This is a genomic window from Erwinia sp. OLFS4, assembly GCF_002752165.1.
Classification (GTDB): Bacteria; Pseudomonadota; Gammaproteobacteria; order Enterobacterales; family Enterobacteriaceae; genus Izhakiella.
The window spans coordinates 1-26,747 of record NZ_MOMB01000017.1 but is presented as its reverse complement, the minus strand read 5'-3'; the positions used below and the strand labels follow the sequence as shown (position 1 = coordinate 26,747).

The following is a 26,747-nucleotide window of genomic DNA, read 5'->3' as shown; positions in this document are numbered from 1 at the left end:
TGCGGCGGATATACAGACTGCCGCCCTTAAGGTCGACATCGGAAAGCCGCAGGCTGCAGGCCTCGCTGACGCGAAAACCGTGGATAAAACTCATATAAAGCAGGCAGTAGTCGCGCTCCGCCGTCGCACTCTGCTGGGCCTGTGCCAGCAGGCTCTGCACCTCGGTCTGGGTCAGATATTTTCGTCCGTTCATGTTATCTCCATTCATGTGTGTGAATAGCGCGGTCAACATCATTATCCGGTTATGACGCAAACGGTAGCGGTACCACTCTGAATTTAACAATATATACAGACGATGCACAGTGACTGACAAAACCAAGCGGACCGCCTGGTTCAGCCAGAATGACTAATTTTTTGACATAAATTCTGCCAGCCACGCGGGCAGGGGCTATCAGAATGACAGGTTTGCCTGACGTCAGGGCTGGCTCAGAGCTCATCAGGCGGACTGCCAGCAGCGGTAAGAGCAGAGAATTATAAGAGTGACTTTAACAGGATGCAGGGGAACAGATTATCCGCGTCAATAACGCATAAAAACCAGAAACATGCGAAAAAGAACGGCAGGTCAGCTTAAGTGACCCGCCTTGCGCCGCAGGATGTTTTTTACCATCAGGCTGCCGGTTTTTTCTCTATGCCAGGAAACACCATCTCACTGTATTTAACAAAGCGGGTTTTGCGCACCAGCCGGTAGCCGAGCCAGATCAGCAGAAACAGCGGAATACCGATGTATGTCGCCGCCACGCCATACCAGTCAATATGATCGGCAAGAAACGCCTGATAGTTCTGGCCAAGGGTAATGATCAGACAGAGTATAAAAGCAAACACCGGCCCCAGCGGGAACACTCCGGAGCGATAGGGTAAATCAGCAATATCATGTCCCTGTGCCAGGTAGCCGGTGCGGAATCGGTAATGGCTGATGGCAATACCTAACCAGGCGATAAAACCCGTCATACCCGAGGCGTTTAACAGCCACAGGTAAACCGTCTGGTTGCCAAACATTGAGCTAAGAAAACAGAGCGCGGCCACCACCGTGGTGGCATACAGCGCATTACGTGGCACCCCGCCCGCCGATAACCGGGCAAACAGACGCGGCGCTTTTCCTTCCCTTGCCAGGGTATATAGCATGCGGGTGGAAGCGTACATGCCGGAATTACCTGCCGACAGCACCGCGGTCAGGATAACTGCGTTCATCACCGCCGCTGCTGACAGCAATCCGGCATGGCGAAACACCAGGGTAAACGGGCTGACGCTGATATCTTTCACGTCGTTACGCAGCAGGCTGGCATCGGTATAAGGGATAATCAGACTGATGACCAGAATGGCAAAAATATAGAACAATAAAATTCGCCAGAACACCTGACGCACCGCCCGGGGAATATTTTTCGCCGGGTCCTGAGATTCGCCGGCGGCGATGCCAATCAGCTCGGTACCCTGGAAAGAGAAGCCGACTATCATGGCGACACCGATCATTGAGGCAAAACCACCGGCAAAGGGCGCATCTCCCAATTGCCAGTTATGCCAGCCTGCATTTTCAGCACCGTGTAAAATCCCCCAAATCATCAGGGTTCCGATCACGATGAAAACCACCACCGTGGCAACTTTAATCAGTGAAAACCAGTATTCCGCTTCACCAAATCCTTTAACCGAAATGACGTTTAGCAGAAACATCAGGGCAAGAAACAGCGCGCTCCAGACCCAGCCAGGGCTGTCCGGAAACCAGTAGCTCATCACCAGTTGTGCCGCCACCAAATCCACGGCGATGGTGACCGCCCAGTTGTACCAGTAATTCCAGCCAAGGGCGAAACCGAACCCCTCTTCCACGTACAGCGCACCATAAGTGGAAAACGAGCCAGAAACCGGCATAAATGCAGCCAGTTCACCGAGGCTGGTCATCAGGAAATAGACCATCAGCCCGATCAGCGCATAGGAGAGCAATGCACCGCCCGGCCCCGCCTGGGAAATGGTGGCGCCAGACGCGACAAATAAACCGGTACCAATGGAGCCACCGATGGCGATCATCGTCAGATGACGCGCCTTGAGTTCGCGACGTAATGTTGCAGATTCTGTTGTTGTTGTATGTTCAGGCATAATAAAACGCGGTTGCAGAGAAAAAACAGGGCGCGATTGTATCAGAGCGACTGCACAGGTATATCAATAACCCGGCGTTATTAGATAGCTTCATGATTGACGCTGAATTATAAGCATTTTGCCTGGCCGATGGCCTGCTACTGCGGGCTGTAACTGAGGAAATGTGTCAGTGCAGTTGACAGGTGCTTCTGGCGGTGGTGAATACGATACAGGCTGCGTTTCAGCGAGCTCAAAGGCGCGGGCAGCGGAATTTCAACCAGGGTGCCATTGTCCAGCTGCTCAGCAATGACCCGCCGGGACAGGCAGCTGATCCCCAGTCCGTGGCGTACCGCATGTTTAATCGCCTCGGAATTACCCAGTTCCATCGCCATCTGAAACTGCGGCAGATGCGAGAGCAGCAGATAATCGACAATTTCACGCGTTCCCGAACCTTTTTCCCGCAGAATCCACGGTGCCTTTGCCAGCGAAGATAAACTGACCGGCTGTTGCAATAACGCGGCATCCGGCGCGGCAAACACCACCAGCACATCGTCCAGCCAGGGCTGTGAAATAAGCTCCGGCACGTGACATGGCCCTTCTATCAGGCCAATATCAACCCGGAAATCCATCACCGCATTAATCACATCCTGGCTATTACCGACACTCAAATCCAGCGGCGAATCCGGATAGTCGCGGCGGTATTTTGCCAGCATTGCCGGCAGGATGTAGTTACCGATGGTACTGCTGGCATATAACCGCAGCGCGCCGTGATCTTCACGAAACAGCTGTTCAATTTCACGGGTCTGCTCAAGCAGGGCTAAGGCACGCGGGTAGAGCAGCCGGCCATACTCATTAATCACTAACCGTTTACCAACCCGATCAAACAGCTGTACCCCCAGCTGTGCTTCAAGATCGGCCAGCGCTGCGCTGACAGCCGATTGCGAAAGCGAGAGTATCTGAGACGCCTGGGTGGTGGAGCTGCTTTTTAGCACCTCACAAAACACCTCCAGCTGCCGTAACGTGATATGCATGTTCCCCTCTCCCCCCGCATTAATAGTGGTGGCACTCAGTGCAGTGCGACAGCTGTTTAACGCTGTTGCGGCGTTACCGGCCGCCTGCTTAACAAGATATTCCGATTAATTATAACTATATAATCAATTTTTCTTTTAAACCAGCGCGGCGCATTATCTTTGCTGATAACTGAGGAGAATCCCTATGGCAGACATCAGCCTGGCTAAACATCATCGCACAGCGGCACATTTTATACCGGGTATTATTCTGACGGTGTTGATTGCCGTCGCGGCTATCTGGTTGGCCAGTCTGCATTCGGTGGCGGGTATGGGGCTGGGTGCCCTGACGCTGGCTATTATTGCGGGCATTGCTGCCGGGAACACCTTCTATCCCTTGATCTACAAACCCTGTGAAGGCGGCGTGTTATTTGCTAAGCAGATCTTACTGCGTGCCGGCATTATCCTCTATGGCTTCCGCCTGACCTTTCAGCAGATACTGGATGTCGGTGTCAGCGGCGTGGTGATTGATGTTCTCACGCTGAGCAGTACGTTTTTGCTGGCCTGCTGGCTGGGACGACGTTTACTGGGACTTGACCGTGAAACCGCCTGGCTAATCGGCGCCGGCAGCAGTATCTGTGGCGCGGCAGCTGTACTGGCCACTGAACCGGTGATAAAAGCGGCATCGTCAAAAGTGGCGGTCGCCGTCGCCACGGTGGTGATTTTTGGCACCGTCGCTATCTTTCTCTACCCGCTAATGTGGCGGGAATTCGCCCACCTGCTGCCGGCAATGAATGCGGCGCGCTATGGCATCTATACCGGCTCAACCATGCACGAGGTCGCCCAGGTGGTTGCCGCAGGGCATGCGGTCAGCCCGGAGGCAGAAAATACGGCGGTGATCGCAAAAATGCTGCGGGTCATGATGCTGGCGCCTTTCCTGGTGTTGCTGGGCATGCAGGTCAGGCGCAGCGCACCGGCAAACGCGGATAGCCTGCAGCCGATTACCTTTCCCTGGTTTGCGCTGATTTTCATTCTGGTGGCGCTGTTCAACTCATTTCACCTGTTGCCGCCGGCCCTGATCCACGCTATCAACAAAACCGACGATCTGTTACTGGCGATGGCGATGGCCGCGCTGGGACTGACTACCCATATCAGCCAGCTGCGTAAAGCTGGCCTGCGGCCACTGCTGCTTGGGCTAATACTGTTTATCTGGTTAATTATTGGCGGCGGCGCGATCAACCTGTTGATCATGCATTTGTCAGGCTAACGTCTTCAGTTATCATGGCCGTCTGATAAAGCAAACGGCCAGCAACAGGAGAATAAGCCATGAAATATATTGGCGCCCACGTCAGTGCCGCTGGCGGGGCAGACCAGGCAGTGATTCGCGCACATGAGCTGGAAGCCACCGCCTTCGCCCTGTTTACTAAAAATCAACGCCAGTGGCGCGCGGCGCCGTTAAGCGATGAAACCATCAGCGCTTTTCGCGCTGCCTGTGAGCAATACCATTTCACCAGCGCCCAGATTTTACCCCATGACAGCTATCTGATTAATCTTGGGCATCCGGTCAAAGAGGCGCTGGATAAGTCGCGCGAGGCGTTCATTGACGAAATGCAGCGCTGCCAGCAGCTGGGCCTGAGCCTGCTTAATTTTCATCCCGGCAGTCACCTGCATCAGATAGATGAGCAGGTTTGTCTGAGACGTATTGCGGAATCAATTAATATCGCGCTGGATAACACCGAAGGCGTTACGGCGGTGATTGAAAATACTGCCGGTCAGGGCAGCAATCTTGGCTTCGATTTTCGCCATCTGGCGACCATTATTGAACAGGTTGAAGATAAATCGCGCGTTGGTGTCTGCATCGACACCTGTCATGCATTCGCCGCCGGCTACGATTTGCGCAGCGAAGCCGCCTGCGCAGCGACCTTCGCCGCTTTTGACCAGCAGGTTGGTTTTCGTTACCTGCGCGGTATGCATCTTAACGATGCCAAAAGCGCTTTTGAAAGCCGGGTCGATCGTCATGACAGTCTCGGCCAGGGCAATATTGGCGAAACCGCGTTTCGCTGGATAATGCAGGACCCGCGTTTTGATGGCATTCCGTTGATTCTGGAAACAATTAATCCGGATATCTGGAAAGATGAAATTGCCTGGCTAAAGCGTCAGCAATCGGCTGAGGCTACTCAGTAAAGTGAATTGTTTGCGCTGATACTGGCCGGGCCGCCAGCCGGCAAAATCACCTGTCCGTTCATCATCATAGTCATAAAGGCGCCGCTGACGGCGCCTTTATTTTTCTGCTTACTGTTCGTGCAGTACGGCGGCCGGGGCCCCCGCCTCCACCTCAGGACGTTTAAGTAATGCATATCCCAGACCGGCAACCAGCGTACCCACCAGAATCGCCAGCAGATAACCCAGCACCGGCGTTATCGCACCGGGGATAAGCAGCACAAACAGGCCACCATGGGGTGCCATTAAACGCGCGCCGACATACATTGAGATTGCACCGGTGATCGCCCCGCCTGCAATGCAACATGGCAGCACCCGCATCGGGTCACGGGCAGCAAAGGGAATCGCCCCTTCGGTAATAAAACACAACCCCAGTACCAGAGATGCTTTACCACCTTCCTGCTGATTCTTATTGAATTTACTGCGCGCAATCAACGTGGCCAGTCCCATGGCCAGCGGCGGTACCATGCCCGCCGCCATAATCGCCGCCATCGGACCATAGGTTTGCGAACTGAGCAGACCGACACCAAAGGCATAGGCAACTTTGTTTACCGGTCCGCCCATATCGGTACACATCATGCCGCCCAGCACGGCACCCAGTAACAGGGCATTCGCCGTGCCCATGTCAGCCAGCCAGTGCGTCAGGCCGGTCATGATGCCGGCCACCGGTTTACCCACCACGTAAATCATCAGCAAGCCGGTGATTAAACTGGCTATCAGCGGAATAATCAGGATCGGTTTCAGTGCTTCCATACTCTGCGGCAATTTCACCTTGCTGCTGAGTATTTTTGCCGTGTAACCGGCAATGAAACCGGCAATAATGCCGCCAAGAAAGCCGGCGTTAATGGTGGTTGCCAGCAGACCACCAATCAGACCCGGCGTCAGGCCCGGCCGGTCGGCAATCGAGAAGGCAATAAAACCGGCCAGCACCGGCACCATCAGCTTAAAGGCGCTATTGCCACCAATTTCCATCAGCGCGGCGGCCAGCGTGCCTGGCTGTTTAAACGCGGTGATGCCAAAAGCAAACGACAGCGCAATACACAGTCCGCCGGCCACCACCATGGGTAACATATAAGAAACCCCGGTCAGCAGATGACGGTATGGCCCTGTTTTCTGCGTTTTTTCACCGCGTTGATCGGCCTGCGTCGCGCCCTGAACCTGATAAGGCGTCGCCTCGTTTAGCGCTTTATCAAACACCTGGGCAGTTTTTTTCAGCGCCATGCCGGTACTGGTGCGATACATTGGTTTACCGGCAAACTTTGCCAGATCTACTTCAATATCTGCCGCAACAATCACCAAATCGGCCTGAGCAACCTCTTCAGGGCTAATGGCATTGCCAGCCCCTACCGAGCCACGGGTTTCCACTTTACACCACCAGCCACGTTTTTTAGCTTCGGTTTCAATGGCTTCTGCCGCCATAAACGTATGTGCCACCCCGGTAGGACAGGCGGTGATTGCAACAATACGTTTCGCACCCGTGTCGCGCTGGTCAGCATTAAGCGGGCGCTGCCAGGGACGGGCCTCCTGCTGTGCCTTTGCCAGCTCAGCTTGCGGCTGGCGTATCCATGTTGCTACTCCGGCCAGATACAGCGGTTTTCCTGCCAGATCCGCGCGGTCGGGTACCTGAGATCCCACCACGATCACCTGCTCTGCCGCAGCAAAGTCCTCTGTCAGCGTGATACCGGCCTCTGCTGCAGCCCGGCCGGCGAGTTGTTTTGCCAGGTAGCCCGTAGCCGGCCCCAGCTGAGAATCAATAATCAGCAGCGTTTTCATCATGTCTCTCCTGCTGTCAGTTAACGGGTTTCAGTTCGACACGCGCCATCATCGCGGCCAGCTGAGGACGATCGGTAACACCAACATTGCTCTGACTGACGGCCAGCGCCGCCACAGCCGTTGCCAGCCGCAGCGTGTGCTCGCTGGACTCACGCATCAGTAAACCGTAAATCAGGCCGCCGACCATGGAGTCACCCGCCCCAACGGTGCTGACGACGTCACAGGCTGGCGGTTTGGCAATCCATTCACCGGATGCATTGACCCATAGTGCCCCTTCTGCTCCCAGCGAAATCACCACATGGGCAATCCCCTGTTCACGCAGCTGATGCGCGGCATCAATAACATCCTGCAGCGCCGGCAGTTTACGTCCGGCCCATATTTCAAGTTCCCGCCGGTTAGGTTTCACCAGCCAGGGGGCGGCTTTAAGACCAGCCACCAGCGCTTCGCGGCTGCTGTCAAAAATGATGCAGGGACAATGGGAGCGCAACTGGATCATCCAGCGGGTAAAAGCATCAGCACTGACGCCAACTGGCAGGCTGCCGCTGACGCATACCATGTCAAACTGACCAAGCCAGGAGAGCGAATCGCTGCTAAAACGATCCCAGTCCTGCGCGGTAACGTCAAAACCCGAGAAATTGAGGTCAGTGACCTGGCCCTGTTTTTCCGTCAGCTTAACGTTAATACGGGTCCGGCCCGGTACGACCTGGAATCGGTTGGCAATACCCAGCTCACTAAACAGCTGCTGGAAACCATCCTGATTCTCGCGACCAAGAAATCCCCCCACCGTGACATCAATCCCAAGGTCTTTGAGTACCTTTGCCACGTTGATGCCTTTCCCGGCAGCGTGTAAACCGCTGGTTTTTACCAGATTGACTTCACCACGCTCAATTTCAGCGCAGTATCCTACCAAATCATAAGCAGGATTCAGGGTAATAGTGGCCACGCGTCGGCTCATACTGCCCCCTCACCCAGACCGCTATTGATCGCCTCTTCAATTGCCTGCAGCGCCTGAGCGGCATCAGCCCCGCTGGCACTGAAGCGCAGACGGTGCCCTTTTTTCACGCCCAGCGCGACCACTTTCATCAGGCTGCGGCCATTAGCCGGTTTGCCACTGCCATCCAGATTGGTAATCGTAATGTCACTGCTGAACTGCTTGATTACGCTGACCAGGACGGTGCCCGGACGGGCGTGCAGGCCATGCTCATTACGGATGGTAAAATCTGCCGTCAGCGTATCGTCTGTCTGGTTTGTGCTGCCGGTGAGCAAAGCAATGATCCCGGCGGCATCCGCCCTGAGCAGCTGCTCACCCTGTCGGGCAATCAGCAGGTCGCTCAGGTGATTCAGCACCGTAAGCGGCTGGTCATCGGTGACGGCAACGGTGATAAGCAGGGCTGCACTTTCCCCGTCCACTTCAAAGGGCGTCGCGCTGCGACTGATAGCCACCGCGCTACGTAAATTTCCCAGCGGGCTGTCACTCAGCCAGATACCCTGGCCGAGATTAAGCGGCGTACTCGCCAGCGCATGACGGATAAAATCAGCATTGACCGCGCCGGCTTTTTGCAAACGCCCGGCATTAAGTGCCTGCAACGTAATGAAATCATCGGCGGCAACCTCCGTCGCAATCATTGCCGGGTCAAAGTGCAACTCAGCCGGCTGATGTTCGCCCATCAGTAGCGAGCGCAGACGGTCTGCGGAGTCGGTTTCCCGCAGCTGCTGCGCCACGGATTCATCACTAAGCACGTGGGTCAGCTGACGCAATAACGTCAAATGTTCATCGGACTTTGCCGCAATACCAATAACAATAAATGCCTGTTGCTCGCTTCCCCAGTCAATACCTTGCGGAAACTGAAAAACCTGCACCCCGGTGTTTAGCACCTGTTCACGGGTATCAGTCGTACCATGCGGGATAGCAATGCCGTTTCCCAGATAGGTTGAGGTCTGCTGTTCACGCGCCAGCATTCCTTCGCTGTAGCCTTCAGTCACGTTGCCGGCGTCGATTAACGCCGCCGCCACCTGACGGATGGCCTGTTCTTTATTACTGGCTGCGGCTCCGATGTGAACCGCACTGAGATCAAGCTGGAACATAGTTCTCCTCTCCACCACTTTTGAATCGTTTCAGCTACTACAGCAAGCTTTGCCGGTTAGCGCTGAGATACGCGTTCACCGGCCAAGCTGAAACGTTTCAATCAATGTGTTATGATTGACCGCCGATGGCAAGTTTTACCGAAAATGGCTTAACAAATATTTGAGGCCCCGCACATTTCACCGACATTGTGGTGCAAAAATAGCCGCGCATGACGCGATAAGCTGACGTGATGCTGAAGTCGCTTATTTCCGTGCGCGGCAAAGCTGAAATTTGTCAGCTGCACGCAATAAACAAATTGTGCGCATGTCTGATAACAACCGGGATTTAGCGCTTGCTCACTGCTGTAAATTTAGCGCCATCATAGTAAAATTGGCTGTCTATATTTTGGTTGAATCTATGCTATGTTCTCGCCAGAGGTATTAATACGTCGTTTACCCAGCCTGCAAGCCAGCGCTTTTCTTCTGGTGGCTTTTTTTTCCGGCATTGCCGGTGCGCTGCAAATCCCGACGCTAAGCCTTTATCTCTCGCAGGAAATTCACTCCAGCCCAATAATGGTGGGCTTATTTTTCACCGTTAATGCCCTGGTAGCGATTGCCATCAGCCAGTTTCTGGCGGTGTATTCCGACCGGCGCGGCGAGCGCAAAACGTTAATTCTGCAGTGCTGTCTGTCAGGTGCGGCCGGCGCGTTGCTGTTTGCCTGGTGCCATAACTATTTTGTACTGATTATTGCCGGCACCTTACTGGCCGGGTTCGGCACGACCGCTAATCCGCAAATGTTTGCCCTGGCGCGCGAACATGCGGATAAAAACGGCCATCAAGCGGCGATGTTCAGTTCAGTGATGCGGGCGCAAATTTCCCTTGCCTGGGTTATTGGTCCCCCGCTGGCCTTTGCGCTGGCAGTGGGTTTTGGTTTTAACGCCATGTATACCTGTGCCGCTATTGCCTTTGTGGTCTGTGCCTTACTGGTGCACTTTCTGCTGCCGGCACAGCAACAAAGCCAGCCACTAAGCGTCAATAAACTACAGGCCCCCCGGCGCAATCGCCGCGATACCCTGCTGCTTTTTATCGCCTGTACCCTGATGTGGTGTGCAAACAGCTGCTATCTGATCGCTATGCCGCTGTATCTGGTGCATCAGCTGCAATTGAGTGAAAAACTGGCGGGCGAAATGATTGGGGTGGCCGCTGGCCTGGAAATTCCGGTGATGCTGATAGCCGGCTTTTATGCTGCCCGTCTGAGTAAACGGCGTCTGCTGCGCATCAGCGCCGTGGCGGCACTGCTGTTTTATAGCGGATTGCTGTTTATTACCTCCCCGCTGGGATTACTGCTATTACAGCTTTTCAATGCACTTTTTATTGGTCTGGTCGCGGCAACAGGCATGCTTTACTTTCAGGACCTGATGCCAGGTCAGGCCGGGGCGGCAACCACCCTGTTTACCAATACCAGTCGCGTTGGCTGGCTGTTTGCCGGGCTGACCGCCGGCGCAGCGGCGCAGCTGTGGAATTACTACAGCGTTTTCCTGCTAAGTATGCTGATGATCATCGTGACACTCGGCTGTTTATGGTCAATCCGCAATCCCTGATCACGGCTGCGTGCGTAATTCAAGGTCAATAAGCCAGCTCATCGCCTGCTGACGATTTTCGCCACACATTTCCCGCGTCGCCTGCAGGCTGGCGCACACTTTCGGCCGTTGCGGTGAGGCAAAAATCCGACAGCGCAGCTGCGCATCAAGCTGGACGCAGGGCGTATTGGCCGGTTTACCCTGCGGCATACCGGGAATCGGGGAAGATATCGAGGGGGCGGTGCAACACGCTCCGCAATCAGGCCGGCATTTCATCAGTTACCTCTCAGGTTAATGGATCCAGTGTAACAACGCGTTAGCAGAATCAGCCAGCGGTAAACCTGAACAATCCGCTTTATTTCACGTTGTTTAACTTGCCTGTTGTCAGGGGCACAGGTAACCTGGCACAGATCAATATGATGGAGAGTTGCCTGATGGCAAAAGCAAATGAAATTAAAAAAGGCATGGCGATAAATTACAACGGCAAATTGCTGATGGTAAAAGATATCGACATACAAAGCCCCAGTGCACGTGGCGCGGCAACCCTTTACAAAATGCGCTTTACCGATGTGCGTTCCGGCCTGAAGGTGGAAGAGCGTTTCAAAGGTGATGATATCCTTGACACTATTTCCCTCAGTCGCCGGGCGGTGAGCTTCTCCTATATCGATGGCGATGAATATGTGTTTATGGATGATGAAGATTACACTCCTTATCACTTTAAAAAAGCGCAAATCGAAGAGGAATTGTTGTTTATTCCGGAAGGCGGTATTCCGGGTATTCAGGTATTAACCATGGATGGTCAGGTGCTGGCACTGGAACTGCCACAAACGGTGGATATGGACATTAGCGATACCTCGCCAGGCATCAAAGGTGCCTCGGCCAGCGCCCGCACCAAACCAGCCAGTATGAGCACCGGTCTGGTGATTCAGGTGCCGGAATACCTCAGTAACGGCGATCGTATCCGTATTCATATTCCGGAACGACGCTATATGGGCCGGGCAGACTGACAGCCCGCGCCGGCAGGCACAGACCACAAGCCGGTAACAAGCGGTAAAAACAATGACCGCTTGTTACCGGCTTATTTTATCGGTTTAGTTGTAGCTAACGTTAATAATAGCCAGATGGTGATCCGGATTAAGCCAGCTGGTCGTGATTTGCGCAATGCCCGGTGCAATCGCGTCACTGGCGGCGTTAATATTGGCACGCTGGACCTGGATTTTACCATTGCGCACGCAGTGGCTGGCAATGTGATGCTCTGTCTGACTGAATTCACAGACCGGCTCAACCAGCGCGCCGGAAAAATGAATAATTCCCTGACCGGGTCCGGGCGTGGCGGCAAGCACCATAGCAGAGACGAGCAGGCCCGGCACAGCAGAGAGTGTGCATTTAACTTTCAGATTCATGATCGGTTCCTCATCAGGCGACGGATCGGTTATCGATGTCTTAGCGAAGCGCTTTGATATTGAGGAGATTTTTTATGACGCGGATCAATCTCATTACCGACTTCCCTGGCTGCGGCAAACCACCACACACTCCCTCTTCCCGCAACTCAGCCCTGACATAAACAACGGGCAGTCCTTGTTAACGAGTCTGGTGAAAATGGTATTGACGGTGCTCTGCATATTGCACGAGGAGCCGTATTAAATGAGATCTCCGATAGCTGTAGGTAAATATTAACGACCGGGTAGTACCCACCGGCCAGAAATGACTCAGACAGAAGAAACCGATCTGGCGGTCAGCTAAACCAGCATCGCTGGTCTTTGCAAATAAATATCTGTACTAAGCACGCTATTATCACCTGTTAAGCCCCCTCAGGGCAAGGTTAGAGTCAGGTAATACCACCAATGTATTAGCGGAAATAGCCACCAGAAAACTGAGCGACAGATGCCCGTCATATTCAGCGCTGAATGCCGGGTTTCCGGGCAGGCGGTTTTACCGGCCGGTAATCATTTATGCGTCGGCGAGTGGCGGCAGGATATAACAACACAAATTGCTGAATATTGCTCTGGCTTAGCCGGCATAATTCAGCTTCATTTATCACAACATCGCTATTGTTATGACTGCAAAACGGCTTTCTCTTATCCTGCTGCTGAATGTTGCCGGTATTACGCTTTATTTATCCTGGTATCTGCCTGCCGGACATGGTGCCTGGTTTTTAGTCGATAAAGATATTTTTTTCTGGTTCAATAACCGTCTGATAACCAATAAGCCCCTGCTGTGGTATATCGCGATTACCAATTACCGGGCGTTTGATGGTGTGTCGCTGCTGGCAATGGGTGGGTTATATTACTATTACTGGCGCCAGCAAACGTCCGAGGGACGCCGGCGCATGTTTTCAATCGGCATCACAATGCTTATCACCGCCGTGGTGTTAAACCAGCTGGGTCACCTTCTTCCCGGTCACCGTCCCAGCCCGACAGAATTTTTTCCCCAAGTTAACCATGTTGCTGAACTAACCGGCATTCCGGCTAAAGATGCTTCTGCCAATAGTTTTCCAGGCGATCACGGTCTGATGCTAATTATTTTCACCGGCTATATGCTGCGTTATTTCGGCCGCAGCGCTTTTGTTATCAGCGTTATTATCGTACTGTTTTTTTCACTGCCAAGGGTGATGATTGGCGCACACTGGTTTAGCGATATTGCGGTCGGTTCCATGTCAATAGCATTGGTATTCCTTAGCTGGGTGCTGCTTACTCCGGCCAGCGATCGGCTGGTCAGGTGGGTTTATCGCTATCTGCCGGCTAAACTGTTGTCGGCAAATAACCATTAATCTGAAGCACCACCATTTTAATTAGCAGGCTATTATTTCCAATTTATGACGCCTGCAATCAGCTTTTATCTGTGTGCTGACGAGAGGGAAACATTCGGTAAATAACTCAAATTATATTCAGCCAGTATTGAATCGACTCAGTTTTTTCCTATCTTACTTAATCCCGTTACCTCGCCGCGGCTAATAACGCGTGGTTCGCGGTGAGTTGATTAAAAAGCATTCAGCCCGCGCCGGGTTATGAAACATCATAAAAAGCTATAAAAAAGTGTGTAAAACCCCTCGCCATCTGGCTTCAAATCGGTTAACCTCCCTCACTGACCGGCGAACTAACGGAATTATTCCCCGCATTTCTGATAAAAATTGTGTTGTTTGACACAATTTAATAATCCAGAAATTGTCTTACCTGCCCGGTCTTATTAATCTCAATCTGTTTTGCAATTCAGCTAACGACGCCGTCGTTAAGGACATCAAGGGATAACAAACATAATGGTCAAATCTCAACCAATTCTGAGATACGTTTTGCGGGTACTCCCCGCCGTTGCGCTGGCGACGTTACTTTCAGCATGCAGCACATCTCACTCAGGATATAACGCACAGACTGATACGCATGCAGTTAAGAATCAAAACGACTCTTTACTGCAAGCGTCTCAGGATGAATTTGAAAAGATGGTTCAGAACGTGGACATTAAGTCCCGTTTAATGGATCAGTACGCCAGCTGGAAAGGCGTTCGTTACCGCCTCGGTGGTGACAGCAAACGCGGTATTGATTGTTCTGCCTTTGTGCAGACCACTTTCCGCGATCAGTTTGGTCTCAGCCTGCCCCGCTCCACGTCAGAACAACGCGGCTCTGGTCGCAGCGTGCAGCGCAGTAAACTGCGTCCAGGCGATTTAGTCCTGTTTCGCGCCGGGTCAACCGGACGGCACGTTGGCATTTATCTGGGCAATGACAACTTCGTCCATGCCTCAACCAGTAGCGGCGTGATGATTTCCAATATGAATGACAGTTACTGGAAAAATCGCTACCGCGAAGCCAGACGCGTTCTTTCCCGTACGCAAAGCTGATAACCATCCCTTCTGAATGCAAAACAGAAAACAGAGACGCTGCCTTCCGGCAGCGTTTTTTTTCGCGTGAATAGCGCGTATTCGGCAATAACTGATAAGGTTTTTCTGTGCGCCACAGGCCACACCCGCATATTTATCAATGCCGCTGACAGCCAGTCATAGTAAAAATGTTGTTAATCAAAATAATATGAAGACAGTCCGCTTGCGCCGTTATATCCTGCCCACTTGTCGAGCGATTTTCTGATATCGTCCACGGAAAGTTTGTTGCTGCACGCAGGAGAAAGCGCCATGCCACTGGCAACCATGGTGACAAAGCATGTTACAAACCCGCGCAAAATTATCATAAGCAGCGCAATTTTCGGCCTGATTTTCTTTCTGCTTTTTACCCTGCTGGCGCTGATTTTTACCTGGCATCACCGCTCTGCCAGTTATGATCAGCTGGCGCGAAGTTCTCAGCATTATCTCAATAGTATTTTTGACGGTCTGGAAAAAACCATTCAGCCACTGCAGGACTTTACGCAATCAAGTTGTAGTCGGATCAGCAGTGACTTAACTCAGCGCGCGGCTTTCGGCGCAAATATCCGGGCCATCCTGCTGGTAAGAAACAATGCCGCATTTTGCTCGTCGGCCACCGGTAATATGTGGGTTAACATTAACGACATTTCGCCAGAGACGAATACCGATAATGCCATTGATATTCGTCTTACGGCACAAACGCCGATGGTAAAGAATAAACCGGCAATTATTTTCTGGGTTAAAAATCCCCGCAACGCGCAAAGTGGCGTCATGGCAACGCTGAATATTAATCTGACACCGTATTTACTGCTGGCTGCGCGAGCGCAGCAAATAGACAGCATGGCAATTGTTGCCGGTAATAAAGCCATTACCACCTGGAATGATAATCTGATTGATAAAGCCCAGCTGCCGGCGAAAGCGTTGCGCCGGGTGACGATTCCAGGCTACCCGGTAACCTTCAACATTTACGGTGAAGCCCTCTCCAGCCGGGATCTCCATCTGATTCTGGTCACCGCCCTGCTGCTTTCATTACTGATGAGTTCAGTCTGGTATTTGCTTATGACTTTGCGGCTGCAGCCAGGCAAAGAGATTATGCTCGGCATTAAACGCGGTGAATTTCACGTCGAATATCAGCCGGTGATTGAAGCCGCCAGCGGCCGTGTTTACGCGGTGGAAGCATTAATGCGCTGGACCCACCCGACGGAAGGCGCTATCCCACCAGATTCTTTTATCAGTTTTGCCGAAGGCCAGAACCTGATGGTCCCGCTAACCCGCCATCTCTTCAGGCTAATTGCCAGTGATGCGGAGAAATTACGTCAACTGCTGCCGGCTGGCAGTAAAATCAGCATAAATGTGTCACCGTCACACCTTACCGCCAAAAGTTTTTGTCAGGACGTTGGTCACTGGCTGGCGACGATGCCAGCACGCCATTTTGATTATGTGTTTGAAATTACTGAACGCACCATGGTGTCGGAAGATAACGCCGAAGAAATCTTCGACTGGATCCACCGCCAGGGGATAGAAATCGCCATTGATGATTTTGGTACGGGGCACAGTGCTTTGATTTATCTTGAAAAATTTAAGTTTGATTATCTTAAAATCGATCGGGGTTTTGTACAAAGTATCGGTATGGAAACGGTAACCTCCCCGGTACTGGACGCCATGCTTAACCTGGCGCGTAAGCTGAATATGAATACCGTCGCTGAAGGGGTGGAAACCAGCGACCAGGCGGCCTGGCTTCTGGAACGCGGCGTCACCTATATGCAGGGTTATCTTTTCAGCAAGCCCTGTACTATCGGGCAACTTAGCGAAAAACTGCCTTTATCAATACCGCAGATAACCCCTTCCAGCAGCCCGATATCTTAGCGCTGAACCTGAACCTCAGCCGGTGTCCCTGTCTGGTTGTATTACCGTGCGCTTAGTGGTTATTGGCTGAACGGCGCCATCCCTTGCCCCGTTCCTGCGGGTGATGATGGCCGCCGGCATGGTCAGGGGCGGCCAGCGCGAGATTTTCACCCCGCACCGGGAAAAAATTCGGCAATTCCCACACCGAAATTCTTCAGCCGGCAGGTGGTAGCATGTTCGTCATTGCGCTGAACAAACAGGCAGGGATCGCCTTGCCATTCCACAACCGAGCAGAGTAGCTGAATGTCTGCCAGCGTTTCCTGTAGCCGGTACATAATTTCCCAGGCACGCGCGCCATTATGGCTTAGCAGACGCAGGCCTATCAGATCATCCTCACCCTGGCTGACCCCGAGGGTTAAAGGCTCAACGGCAATACCGGCCTGACCGGCTGACCACCGGTAGGACTGAGGTAAACGATGTACCACAGAATGCTGTAATGTATTCACTGCGCGTTGCTCCCCGGAGCGATGCTTTTAAAACATTCCATTCACATTGATTCACAAGCAAAAAAATTTCTGTCATATCGCCGCTTACCGGCGTTAATAGAATAAAAAACCACAGCCTGGGGCTAATTAACGGGTTATAACCCTTCATAACATTTGACGTTGCGATGAGAACCCGCTGGCATTTTTGCTATATGTACCCTTTTAACCAAATGATAACAACTTTTTCCATCATCAAAAGGTACTTTTTTGCATCATTAAATTTACATTAATGAAACATGCGCAATCACAAAATAGAATTGGAACTGCAAGCAGAGAACTGTCTGCCTCAGCCAGTGACTGACAGCAGACAATGATGCTCAGTCAGCCGTTTTCAGCGGCGGCGGGAAGCATAGAAAAACAGCAGTAATGAGACGCTGGCACAGAGAAAAATGGCGCCCACCATTGGCCAGGCACTGTTAAACGGAAAGGATGAAAGCAGTGCGCCAGCCAGCGCCCCGACGCCAAATCGTAGCGTACCCGCCAGTGAAGAGGCGGTTCCCGCCATATGGGGAAATTCTTCAAGGATCACCGCCATGGCATTGGATGACACCATTGCCACACAGCCAATAAACATTGCCACACCAAATACCAACGGCAGAAAACCGAGGTCAAGCGCGCAGACTATCAGCATCCACAGTCCCATTGAAAACTGGATAACCAGACCAAAACGAAACATCTTAAGCGGGCCGAAACGCCGGACTGAACGACTGTTAACCAGCGTCATCAGAAAGAGAAACACCACATTAAGCGCGAAATAATAACCAAAATTCTGCGGCGATATATGATTAAGTTCAATATAGACAAACGGCCCGGCATTAAGAAAAGAGAACAGTCCGGCAAAAGAAAAGCCGCTGGCTAGCATATAGCTAAATACCCGTTTGTGGCGAAACAGGGAAAGAAAATTAGCCAGGGTGGTGCGCAGATGCAAACGCTGGCGTTTTTCCCTTGGCAGGGTTTCCTTGATCTGGGTGACCACCAGCAGTGTGGTGACGATTGCCGCCGCTGAGATAGTCCAGAAAATAGCGTGCCAGCTCCACAGTTTCAGCATCCAGCCACCCAGTATCGGTGCCAGCAGCGGTGCCACCGTGGTCACCAGCATGACAAACGACATCATGCGCGAAAACTCTTCGCGCGAATAACTGTCACGCATCAGTGCGCTGATAACAACGCTGCCTGCTGCGGCCGATAGGCCATGCAAAAAACGCATATTGATTAGGGTGTCAATCGACTGCGATAACGCACAGGCAGCGGCGGCCAGCGCAAAAATCAGGGTGCCCAGGGCAATCACCGGTTTGCGGCCATAGCTGTCCGCCAGCGGACCATAAAACAGCTGGCCAAGCGCAAATCCCAGAATATAGGCGTTGAGGGTCATCTGCACGCTGCCGGCTTCAACCGCAAACTGGGCGGCGATTTGCGGCAATGCGGGCAGATACATATCAATGGACAGCGGCATCAGCATCGACAACAGCCCGCAGATAACGACTAAGCCTGCTGATGAGTTTTTTTCCTTGCCCACGGCCGGATTACCCCTGATAACAATGATGGTGGTTTATGATTCCTGCGTCAGCCCGACACTGGCAATCTCTTCAGCCGTCAGCGCGCGATAGTCACCGGGTGCCAGCGTCTCATCCAGCACAATATCGCCAATGCGCTCGCGGTGCAGCGCCTCGACATGATTACCCAACGCGGCAAACATTCTTTTCACCTGATGATAGCGGCCTTCTGCGATGGTTAACCTGACTTGCTGCGCTGACAGCACAGTCAGCCGCGCCGGTTTGGTCAGCGTTTTTTCACCGTGCAACTGAATGCCGGTGCTGAACGGCCCGGCTTCATCACCACACAGTGGTGACGTCAGGGTAACCAGATACGTTTTTTCGCAGTGATGACGTGGTGAGGTAATGCGATGTGACCACTGGCCGTCGTCGGTCATCAGAACCAGGCCGGTGGTGTCGATGTCAAGCCGACCCGCGGCATGCAGTTTCCAGGCCGCCGGTTCCTGCAGAAAAAATGCCACCGTAGGATGGTCAGGGTCATCAGTTGAACAAACATATCCCGCAGGTTTGTTCAGCATAAAATAGCGCGGACCGTTCTGCTGTTGTAGCGGATTGCCATCATACGCAACCTGATGTTCCGGCAGCAGCTTAAAGGCACCATCACGGATCACTTCACCGTCGACGGTAACCCGGCGGGCGCGCAATTCACGACCGGCAATGGCCCGGCTAATCTCCAGTTGCTGAGATAAAAATTTATCGAGTCGCATTAAACTATGTATTGCCTTTATGGATACCGCGTTATCAGTTACGCGGTGTTTTAAAGCGCCAGCGCGCTAGCGCCTGGATGGCGCCAGTAAAAGTGGCTTTCAGGGTGTCACTCACTGGCGAATATTAACGCAATCGGCCAGGTTACTGGCCGCTGTAGCCGGCTGGCCCGGCGCGTATTACCGATTGCAAAAAAACCGGCAACCCGATCGGCTTTAGTATAACCACACTTTTCCTTCAGGCACAGGGCGATATCCATTATGCAACTAACTTATGGCATAATTCTGCTTTACCCTGACTGACGCTTGATATGTCTTTCACCTTACGTCCCTATCAGCAGCAAGCCATTGACGCCACCGTGCGCCACTTCCGTCACAGCCATCAACCTGCCGTGATCGTGCTGCCAACCGGGGCGGGTAAAAGTCTGGTGATTGCCGGTCTGGCCCGTCTGGCGCAGGGGCGTGTGCTGGTGCTGGCTCACGTCAAAGAACTGGTTGAACAAAACCATGCCAAATATTGTGCCTGGGGACAGCAAGCCGATATTTTCTCAGCCGGACTGGCCAGAAAAGAGCATCACGGCAAAGTCGTTTTCGGCAGCGTCCAGTCCGTTGCCCGCAATTTAACCCGCTTTGACAGCGCCTTTTCGCTGCTTATCGTTGATGAATGCCACCGTATTGCGACAGATGATCAGAGTCAGTATCAGCTGATCATCAATCATCTGCGAGCACTTAATCCCGGGCTGCGTCTGCTAGGGTTAACCGCCACGTCCTATCGGCTTGGTCAGGGCTGGATTTATCAGTATCACTACCATGGCATGGTAAGAGGTGACGATCAGGCACCGTTTCGCGATTGCATTTATGAATTACCCTTGCGCTATATGATTAAACAGGGTTTTCTGGTGCCCCCGCAGCGGCTGGATATGCCGGTACTACAGTATGACTTCAGTCAGCTGACGGTGAAAAATGACGGTCTGTTTAGCGCCAGCGAGATAAATCATGCGTTAACTAAGCAACAACGGGTTACACCGCATATTGTCCGGCAGATTGTTGAACATAGCCACGGCAAAAAAGGCGTGATGATTTTTGCCGCGACGCTGGAGCATGCCAGGGAAGTGCTCGGTTACCTGCCGCAAAGTAAAGCGCTTATCTGTGCCGCCACGCCTGCGGGTGAACGCGATAAAGTGATTGGCGATTTTAAACAACAACACATCCGTTTTCTGGTCAATGTGGCCGTGCTGACCACCGGCTTCGATGCGCCCCATGTTGATGTGATTGCTATTCTGCGTCCAACGGAATCAGTCAGCCTTTATCAGCAGATTATCGGCCGGGGGCTGCGATTAAGTCCGGGGAAAAGCCATTGTCTGATCCTCGACTACGCCGGCAATCCACATGATATTCTCTCCCCGGAAATTGGTACGCCGAAGCAGGCCAGTGATAATCAGCCGGTCCAGGTCTTTTGTCCGTCATGCGGCTTTGCCAATACTTTCTGGGGAAAAACCAGCGCAGACGGCACGGTTACTGAACATTTTGGTCGCCGTTGTCAGGGGGTACTGCACGACGATAGCGGCAAGCGCTGGCAGTGTGATTTCCGTTTCCGCTTTAAATCCTGCGCCCAATGCGGTGGAGAAAATGATATTGCCGCCCGCCGTTGCCATCACTGTGATCGCCTGCTGGTGGATGCCGATGATATGTTAAAAGCAGCGTTGAAACTGAAAGACGCGCGGGTGCTCCGTTGCGGTGGTATGCAGCTGTCTGCTGGCAGTGATGCACAGGGTGAGTGGCTGAAAGTGACCTACTATGACGAGGACGGCCGCAGCGTCAGCGAACGTTTTCGCCTGCACACGCCGGCGCAGCGCCATATTTTTACCCAGCTATTTTTACGCGTGCATCAACGCGCGCCTGGCCTGCCCCTGTGCTGGAAAACCGCCGCCGGCCTGCTGGCATTGCAATCACAACTGCGCCATCCGGACTTTGTGGTGGCCCGCCTGCATGGCAGGTTCTGGCAGGTGCGGGAAAAGTTGTTCGATTATCAGGGCCGTTACCGCCGGGCCAATGAAATGCGCTAATTACGTTGCCGTGGGCAATAAACGTCGCTATAATTTGCCGCGCTTTTGTCTATGCAAAAGCAGAACCTCACCCTGTTGCTGGGTCGCCTGCAACAGGCGTTTACTATGAAGAGAATGATTATGTTCACATTGAATGCAGAAGTACGTAAAGAGCAGGGTAAGGGTGCGAGCCGCCGCCTGCGCACAGCAAATAAGTTCCCCGCCATTGTTTACGGTGGAAAAGACGCTGCTGTTGCTATCGAACTGGACCAGGACTTTGTTATGAACCTGCAAGACCGGCCGGAGTTCTATAGCGAAGTGCTGACACTGGTTATCGACGGTAAAGAAAGCAAAGTTAAAATCCAGGCGGTACAGCGCCATCCGTTTAAGCCCAAAATCCATCATATTGATTTTGTTCGCGCTTAATCGTCTCAGTAATGAGTAAAAAAACGCCGCTTTTGCGGCGTTTTTTTATTATCCTCACCGGCAGAACTTATTTACTTCCGGTGGCGCGCTGCAGCTGATCGCGCAAATTAGGTGGCGTACCTTTAATTGTCAGGGTATCGGTCGTCGGGTCCCAAAAAATTCGTTCACCAAGCAGCGTACCATCAAAATTCAGGGTTAATCCGCCACCGCTGCCGGCATATTTGGTCAGCTGACGCAGTGTACTGCGGTCAGCAGGGAAATGCGCTTCCAGTTCATAACCCTGTTGCTGGGTAAACTCAGCAAAACTCTGTTCTCCCAGCGGCGCCAGCTCTTGTGATAAATCAGCCAGAGCAATTTCCTCTCCCGCCTGCAGCTGATCGTTACAATAACTATAAACCTGCTGGCGGTAATTCTGGCGTTCATGCTTATCAAGACTGGCATCGGCACAGTAGTCATCCACCGCCTGCAGCAATCCCCGATTTTGAACCTTCGCGTCAAGCCCGACGCTGGCACCAAGAAAATCCATAAAAAAGTCGGCAACTTTACGCCCAACCCGACCACGCAAAAACGTCAGGTAACGGGTTGATTCAGGATTGGTTTCCCATTCTGTCAGATCGATACGTGCCACAATATCGGCATGGTTAATGTCCAGATAATGGGTGGTACTGATATCCAGTTCTTCATTAACACGCATACTGGTCTGACTACTCAGTACTGCCACCAGCAGATATTCCACGGCAAGATAACGGTAGTGACTGAATAATACAATGCCGCCTTCCGCAAAGGTGTATTTAGCCAGCTCATCACGTAAACGCCCGCTAGCGGCACGACTGAAGGCAAGAAAATCGTTGTCACCTTTACGGCACACACGCAGTGCTTCTGCCAGCTCACTGCCTTCATCAAACAGGCCATAAGCCTTATTTTTAGCGCTGTAGACCCGGTGCAATTCTTCCATCATCCCGCTCACGGCTTCGGTGGCCGGTAGCAAAGAATCACGTAACACCAGCGCCAGCGTCTGCTCATCACGCTTAACCAGCTGATGTAAAGCAATCTGGTTGATATCCAGACTCATGATAAACTCTCCAAAATCCGTCAGAGGCGTATTCAATCAAAGCTGAGGCAGGCAATCAATACATTAAGCGCTATCATTCTTGCATTGGCTTAACCATCTGATTGCGATAAAAGAGCAGAATAAAACCTGAATTTACTATAAGATAGCCCCCTTAACTTAGTTGAACATTTGCTTAATTCACCGTTATGCCACAATCATCCCGATACAGCGACGAACGCGTGGAGAAGATCCTCGCAGAACTGGTCCAGGTTCTTGAACAGAATCAGGCGCCCACCGATCTGGCCCTGATGATTTTAGGGAACATGGTGACAAATCTGATCAATACCGATATCCCGCCAACGCAGCGACATGCGCTGGCCCGCTCCTTCGCCGAGGCACTTCAGTCCTCTGTACGCGAAGACAAAGCGCACTAACAGGCAACCGTAACAGAATCATGGTGACGAACCGACAGCGCTATCTGGAAAAAATTTCGCAAATGATCAGCTGGGGGCACTGGTTTGCCCTCTTTAATATCATTTGTGCCTTCATTTTAGGCAGCCGTTACCTGATACTCTCTGACTGGCCAGCGTCACTGGCCGGGCGGATATACGCGATTGCCAGCTGGATTGGCCAGTTCAGCTTTATCGTTTTTGCCGCCTATCTGCTGATTATTTTTCCGTTAACCTTTATTGTCATGTCACAGCGGCTGATGCGTTTCCTGTCAGTGGTACTGGCCACCGCAGGCCTGACGCTGCTGCTGGTTGACAGCACGGTTTATAATCGTTTCCATCTTCACCTTAATCCGGTGGTCTGGGAGCTGGTGATCAATCCGGATCAAAGCGAACTGGCACGCGACTGGCAGCTGATGTTTATCAGCGTTCCGGTTATTTTGCTGATAGAAATGTTATTTGCCACCTGGAGCTGGCAAAAACTACGTAGTCTTAACCGCCTCCGTTTTGCCCGGCCGCTGGTCACGCTGTTTATCTGTGCATTTATCATCAGCCATGTCATGTATATCTGGTCGGATGCTAACTTTTATCGTCCGGTGACCATGCAACGAGCCAACCTGCCCCTTTCCTACCCAATGACGGCGCGCAAGTTTCTTGAACGTCACGGCATGCTTGATGCCAGTGAATTTCAACGCCGCCTGATTCAGCAGGGTAACCCGGAGGCAGTTTCGGTCAATTATCCGCTCAATGATCTGACATACCGCGACAGTGGTACCCGGCAAAATCTGCTGGTGATAACCGTTGACGGACTGAATGCAGCCAGCTTCAGCAAAGACATGCCGCAACTGAATCAGTTTGCTGGACAGAATATCCAGTTCACCCAGCATTTTAGCTCCGGTAGCGACAGTGACAGTGGCCTTTTTGGCCTGTTTTACGGTATTTCGCCTGGCTATATGGACAGCATTCTTGCATCGCGTACCCCTTCGGCACTGATCGGCGCGCTGAATCATCAGGGCTATCAGTTTGCTTTCTTTGACAGCGATGGCTTTACCTCACCGCTATACCGTCAGGCGCTGCTGGCCGACTTTACCCTGCCGCCAGCAACCCAACAGAGTAACAGCGCCACTGGCGCCCAGTGGCAGAGCTGGCTTAACGGCCTTAAGCCAGGCAGCGGCCCCTGGTTCTCCTATGTGGCGTTAGATGCAACCGGTGATGATAGCAGCAGCGATACCGCAGCGATTAACCACTACAAACGCACTATCGGCAGTGTCGATGACCAGATTCAGCAAATCCTTAGCGTCCTGCAACAAAAACAGCTGCTGGATAATACGGTGGTGGTGATCACCGGCCGTCATGGGCTGGCTTTGAACGGGGATATTAATCCAGGTAACCGAGCCCTGCTGCAGGTGCCGCTGGTGATACACTGGCCGCACACGCCGCCGCAAACCATTTCCCGGCTCACCGACCATCAGGACATCATGACAACCCTGATGAAGCGTTTGCTGCATGTTTCGCTGAATCCGGCCGACTACTCACAGGGGGAAGACCTGTTTGCCGCTCAGCGTTACCATAAATGGATTGCCGGTAGTGAAGATCGCCGTCTGATTGTCACCACACCGGATATCACCATCTTGCTGGACAATGACGGCAGCTATGAAGCATGGGATAACCAGGGCAATAAACTGAAAGATCATCGTCCGCAGCTGGCCCTGCTGTTACAAGTTCTTACTGAGGAAAAACGCTTTATTGCCGATTAATCTCACCTAAGACAGGATTCTGTATAAATACAGAGCAGTCAACGCGTTAGCCCTTGCAATCAAAACCGAAATCAGTAGTATAGGCGTCCACGTTCGGCACGTAGCGCAGCCTGGTAGCGCACTGTCATGGGGTGTCAGGGGTCGGAGGTTCAAATCCTCTCGTGCCGACCAAATTTCCCTACATAAAGCAGCCACTTATGGCTGCTTTTTTGTTTTACATAAATTTAACATGGTGAAACTATGGTGAAATGATGGTGAAACCGCTAACACCACACTTGTTGTGAACTGCGGGTTCAACTCCCGCCAGCTCCACCACTTTTGACAGGACAGTGCAAGGACAGCACCAGCAAAAACAGGAAGTTAGCAGTCCCGGCAGGACACCAACCAGACGGTGAAGGGACAAAAAAGGATACGTAAAGGAGCCGCGGCTCCAAAACAAACAAGCCAGCCTCTCAAGGGCTGGTTTTTTTGTGCCATAAATCTGCAGCATGATTTTCGCCTTATCGACACAGCCATTAACTTGACACTGTATGTATGACCAGTTAAATATAACTGTATATCCAACCAGTAAAGGAGCTATCAAAATGCGTGTCGAAATCAGTATTGCCAAAGAAAAATACGGAAAGTTACCGAAAACCGCGCCTTCCGCACTTCAGGAAGAAATGACAAAGCGCCTGAGTAAACAATACCTGGACATTGAAGTTATCGTTAAACCAGCAGGAAGCGATGGGTTATCTGTCTTCCGTGCCGCAGATAAAGATGAAACAAAGAAGAACGTGGAAAAAATGCTGCAAGAGGTCTGGGAGTCGGCAGATGACTGGTTCTTCTGATATATAATAGCCTCTCCATAACTCCGATAACCCCTAAAAGATTGACACTTAATTCAATAAGGGTTACTATAACCCTATCAAAACGACGCAGAGAGCCGGAGGATGGATAGCAGGAATGCAATAGCAATGATAGAAGCCGATGGGTGGTATCTGGTGAGAGTTAAAGGCAGTCATCACCAGTTCAAGCACCCAACGAAAAAAGGGCTGGTTACGGTAAAACATCCGCAAAAGGACATACCGCTACCAACACTGAAAAGTATCAAGAAACAGGCGGGGCTTTAAGCCCCACCTCTTGGAGGTTTACATGTTGTATCCAGTTGCTATTGATAAAGGCGATTCATCCTTCGGCGTTCGCGTACCTGATATTCCAGGTTGCTTCTCTGGCGGCGACAACTATCAGGATGCGATTGAGAGCGTGCGTGAGGCTATCGACGCTCATATCGAATTACTGGTGGAAGATGGCGAAGCGGTGCCGGAAGCCACCAGCGTAGAAAACTGGTTGGCCGATTCCGATTATGCAGGCGTAGTGTGGGCGCTGGTTGATGTGGACGTTACCCGGTTGATGGGGAAAGCGGAAAAAATCAACGTAACACTTCCTTCTTTGCTGATCCGCCGTATCGATCAGTTTGTCGCAGCACATCCTGAGTATGGAAGCCGTTCCGGCTTCCTGTCCCGTGTGGCGGCTGATAAAGTGATTGGACGAGAAAAACGTTAAGCCTCGCAAGAGGCTTTTTTATAACTAATCGGATGATTGAGATAAAAGATGATTAGATATTATTTATACTTACTAAAAAAAAGGGTGATGCCTCTAATTGGTTGAATCTGATGTATAATGCGGGCTTTTGAGGTTCTCTTATGGCCAGCGTTAACGTTCATTGTCCCCGTTGTCAGTCTGTTCAGGTTTACCGCCATGGTCAGAACCCTAAAGGCTATGACAGATTTCGCTGCCGTGACTGCCACCGCGTGTTTCAACTCACTTACGCTTA

General features: G+C 52.1%; 27 protein-coding genes and 1 tRNA gene. 16 read left to right on the top strand and 12 right to left on the bottom strand.

Annotated elements, in window-relative coordinates; genetic code table 11:
* The 3 genes from BL249_RS05670 to yieE all read right to left on the bottom strand — a co-directional run.
* Positions 1-193, bottom strand: a 193-nt coding sequence (locus BL249_RS05670; protein ID WP_158234034.1) for a tyrosine-type recombinase/integrase, incomplete at its 3' end; no start/stop codon positions are given.
* 413 nt (positions 194-606) lie between these two features.
* Positions 607-2,085, bottom strand: a complete 1,479-nt coding sequence (locus tag BL249_RS05660; protein WP_099706896.1) for an amino acid permease — start codon at positions 2,083-2,085, stop codon at positions 607-609.
* A gap of 137 nt (positions 2,086-2,222) precedes the next feature.
* Positions 2,223-3,095, bottom strand: coding sequence for a DNA-binding transcriptional regulator YeiE (gene yieE / locus BL249_RS05655; protein ID WP_099706897.1), 873 nt, complete (start codon positions 3,093-3,095; stop codon positions 2,223-2,225).
* Between the two features lie 184 nt (positions 3,096-3,279).
* On the opposite strand from yieE, the gene BL249_RS05650 reads away from it, so the two are divergent.
* Complete coding sequence (locus tag BL249_RS05650; RefSeq protein ID WP_099706898.1) at positions 3,280-4,338, top strand: YeiH family putative sulfate export transporter; 1,059 nt, start codon at positions 3,280-3,282, stop codon at positions 4,336-4,338.
* Between the two features lie 59 nt (positions 4,339-4,397).
* Positions 4,398-5,255, top strand: a complete 858-nt coding sequence (nfo, locus tag BL249_RS05645) for a deoxyribonuclease IV (protein WP_099706899.1) — start codon at positions 4,398-4,400, stop codon at positions 5,253-5,255.
* Between the two features lie 108 nt (positions 5,256-5,363).
* On the opposite strand, the gene fruA is transcribed toward nfo, so the two are convergent.
* Genes fruA through fruB form a run of 3 tightly spaced genes read right to left on the bottom strand, consistent with a single transcriptional unit; the run spans position 5,364 to position 9,149 of the window.
* On the bottom strand, positions 5,364-7,064 hold the full coding sequence (gene fruA, locus BL249_RS05640; RefSeq protein ID WP_099706900.1) for a PTS fructose transporter subunit IIBC: 1,701 nt from the start codon (positions 7,062-7,064) through the stop codon (positions 5,364-5,366).
* A gap of 16 nt (positions 7,065-7,080) precedes the next feature.
* Entirely contained in the window at positions 7,081-8,019 is a 939-nt protein-coding gene (gene fruK, locus BL249_RS05635; protein WP_099706901.1) for a 1-phosphofructokinase, read from the bottom strand.
* Entirely contained in the window at positions 8,016-9,149 is a 1,134-nt protein-coding gene (gene fruB, locus BL249_RS05630) for a fused PTS fructose transporter subunit IIA/HPr protein (RefSeq protein ID WP_099706902.1), read from the bottom strand. The genes fruK and fruB overlap by 4 nt, the downstream gene beginning before the upstream one ends.
* A gap of 402 nt (positions 9,150-9,551) precedes the next feature.
* Here fruB and BL249_RS05625 point away from each other — a divergent pair, with 402 nt between their 5' ends.
* Positions 9,552-10,730 (top strand): MFS transporter, encoded by a 1,179-nt coding sequence (locus BL249_RS05625; RefSeq protein WP_099706903.1) that lies wholly within the window; start codon positions 9,552-9,554, stop codon positions 10,728-10,730.
* Here the strand turns inward: BL249_RS05625 and BL249_RS05620 are convergent, their stop codons facing one another.
* On the bottom strand, positions 10,731-10,985 hold the full coding sequence (locus tag BL249_RS05620; protein ID WP_099706904.1) for a YkgJ family cysteine cluster protein: 255 nt from the start codon (positions 10,983-10,985) through the stop codon (positions 10,731-10,733). It lies immediately after the preceding gene.
* 158 nt (positions 10,986-11,143) lie between these two features.
* Here BL249_RS05620 and yeiP point away from each other — a divergent pair, with 158 nt between their 5' ends.
* The gene (gene yeiP, locus BL249_RS05615; RefSeq protein WP_099706905.1) at positions 11,144-11,716 is read left to right on the top strand and encodes an elongation factor P-like protein YeiP; all 573 of its coding nucleotides are present in this window, start codon (positions 11,144-11,146) and stop codon (positions 11,714-11,716) included.
* A gap of 84 nt (positions 11,717-11,800) precedes the next feature.
* Here yeiP and BL249_RS05610 read toward each other — a convergent pair whose 3' ends face one another.
* A complete protein-coding gene (locus BL249_RS05610) occupies positions 11,801-12,112 on the bottom strand; it encodes a hypothetical protein (RefSeq protein WP_099706906.1) in 312 nt (103 codons plus the stop codon).
* A gap of 653 nt (positions 12,113-12,765) precedes the next feature.
* Between BL249_RS05610 and BL249_RS05600 the strand changes: the two genes are divergently transcribed.
* The 3 genes from BL249_RS05600 to BL249_RS05590 all read left to right on the top strand — a co-directional run bounded on the left by BL249_RS05600 (position 12,766) and on the right by BL249_RS05590 (position 16,422).
* Positions 12,766-13,479, top strand: coding sequence for a phosphatase PAP2 family protein (locus BL249_RS05600; RefSeq protein WP_099706908.1), 714 nt, complete (start codon positions 12,766-12,768; stop codon positions 13,477-13,479).
* 486 nt (positions 13,480-13,965) lie between these two features.
* The gene (mepS, locus tag BL249_RS05595) at positions 13,966-14,541 is read left to right on the top strand and encodes a bifunctional murein DD-endopeptidase/murein LD-carboxypeptidase (RefSeq protein ID WP_099706909.1); all 576 of its coding nucleotides are present in this window, start codon (positions 13,966-13,968) and stop codon (positions 14,539-14,541) included.
* Positions 14,542-14,829: 288 nt separating this feature from the next.
* Positions 14,830-16,422 carry a cyclic di-GMP phosphodiesterase gene (locus tag BL249_RS05590; RefSeq protein WP_099706910.1) on the top strand — a complete coding sequence of 531 codons (1,593 nt, stop codon included), beginning with the start codon at positions 14,830-14,832 and terminating at the stop codon, positions 16,420-16,422.
* Between the two features lie 146 nt (positions 16,423-16,568).
* On the opposite strand, the gene BL249_RS05585 is transcribed toward BL249_RS05590, so the two are convergent.
* The 3 genes from BL249_RS05585 to rsuA all read right to left on the bottom strand — a co-directional run bounded on the left by BL249_RS05585 (position 16,569) and on the right by rsuA (position 19,206).
* Positions 16,569-16,907 carry a YejG family protein gene (locus tag BL249_RS05585; RefSeq protein WP_099706911.1) on the bottom strand — a complete coding sequence of 113 codons (339 nt, stop codon included), beginning with the start codon at positions 16,905-16,907 and terminating at the stop codon, positions 16,569-16,571.
* A gap of 370 nt (positions 16,908-17,277) precedes the next feature.
* The gene (locus BL249_RS05580; protein WP_099706912.1) at positions 17,278-18,462 is read right to left on the bottom strand and encodes a Bcr/CflA family multidrug efflux MFS transporter; all 1,185 of its coding nucleotides are present in this window, start codon (positions 18,460-18,462) and stop codon (positions 17,278-17,280) included.
* Between the two features lie 33 nt (positions 18,463-18,495).
* Complete coding sequence (gene rsuA / locus BL249_RS05575; RefSeq protein ID WP_099706913.1) at positions 18,496-19,206, bottom strand: 16S rRNA pseudouridine(516) synthase RsuA; 711 nt, start codon at positions 19,204-19,206, stop codon at positions 18,496-18,498.
* A gap of 308 nt (positions 19,207-19,514) precedes the next feature.
* On the opposite strand from rsuA, the gene BL249_RS05570 reads away from it, so the two are divergent.
* A complete protein-coding gene (locus BL249_RS05570) occupies positions 19,515-21,269 on the top strand; it encodes a DEAD/DEAH box helicase (protein ID WP_099706914.1) in 1,755 nt (584 codons plus the stop codon).
* A gap of 120 nt (positions 21,270-21,389) precedes the next feature.
* Positions 21,390-21,674, top strand: coding sequence for a 50S ribosomal protein L25 (gene rplY, locus BL249_RS05565; protein ID WP_099706921.1), 285 nt, complete (start codon positions 21,390-21,392; stop codon positions 21,672-21,674).
* 67 nt (positions 21,675-21,741) lie between these two features.
* On the opposite strand, the gene yejK is transcribed toward rplY, so the two are convergent.
* Positions 21,742-22,746 carry a nucleoid-associated protein YejK gene (gene yejK, locus BL249_RS05560; protein ID WP_099706915.1) on the bottom strand — a complete coding sequence of 335 codons (1,005 nt, stop codon included), beginning with the start codon at positions 22,744-22,746 and terminating at the stop codon, positions 21,742-21,744.
* A 185-nt stretch (positions 22,747-22,931) separates the two neighbouring features.
* On the opposite strand from yejK, the gene BL249_RS05555 reads away from it, so the two are divergent.
* The 7 genes from BL249_RS05555 to BL249_RS05520 all read left to right on the top strand — a co-directional run.
* Complete coding sequence (locus tag BL249_RS05555; protein ID WP_099706916.1) at positions 22,932-23,159, top strand: YejL family protein; 228 nt, start codon at positions 22,932-22,934, stop codon at positions 23,157-23,159.
* Positions 23,160-23,179: 20 nt separating this feature from the next.
* The gene (gene yejM / locus BL249_RS05550) at positions 23,180-24,931 is read left to right on the top strand and encodes an LPS biosynthesis-modulating metalloenzyme YejM (RefSeq protein WP_099706917.1); all 1,752 of its coding nucleotides are present in this window, start codon (positions 23,180-23,182) and stop codon (positions 24,929-24,931) included.
* Positions 24,932-25,025: 94 nt separating this feature from the next.
* Positions 25,026-25,102, top strand: a tRNA-Pro gene (locus tag BL249_RS05545).
* A 413-nt stretch (positions 25,103-25,515) separates the two neighbouring features.
* Positions 25,516-25,761 (top strand): DinI-like family protein, encoded by a 246-nt coding sequence (locus tag BL249_RS05535; protein ID WP_099706919.1) that lies wholly within the window; start codon positions 25,516-25,518, stop codon positions 25,759-25,761.
* A 102-nt stretch (positions 25,762-25,863) separates the two neighbouring features.
* Positions 25,864-26,043: a type II toxin-antitoxin system HicA family toxin gene (locus tag BL249_RS05530; RefSeq protein ID WP_012906750.1), complete on the top strand. Its 180-nt coding sequence runs from the start codon at positions 25,864-25,866 to the stop codon at positions 26,041-26,043.
* Positions 26,044-26,065: 22 nt separating this feature from the next.
* Positions 26,066-26,476 (top strand): type II toxin-antitoxin system HicB family antitoxin, encoded by a 411-nt coding sequence (locus BL249_RS05525; RefSeq protein WP_099706920.1) that lies wholly within the window; start codon positions 26,066-26,068, stop codon positions 26,474-26,476.
* A gap of 140 nt (positions 26,477-26,616) precedes the next feature.
* Positions 26,617-26,747: IS1 family transposase (locus tag BL249_RS05520; protein ID WP_342633895.1), on the top strand; the 131-nt coding region annotated here is incomplete at its 3' end.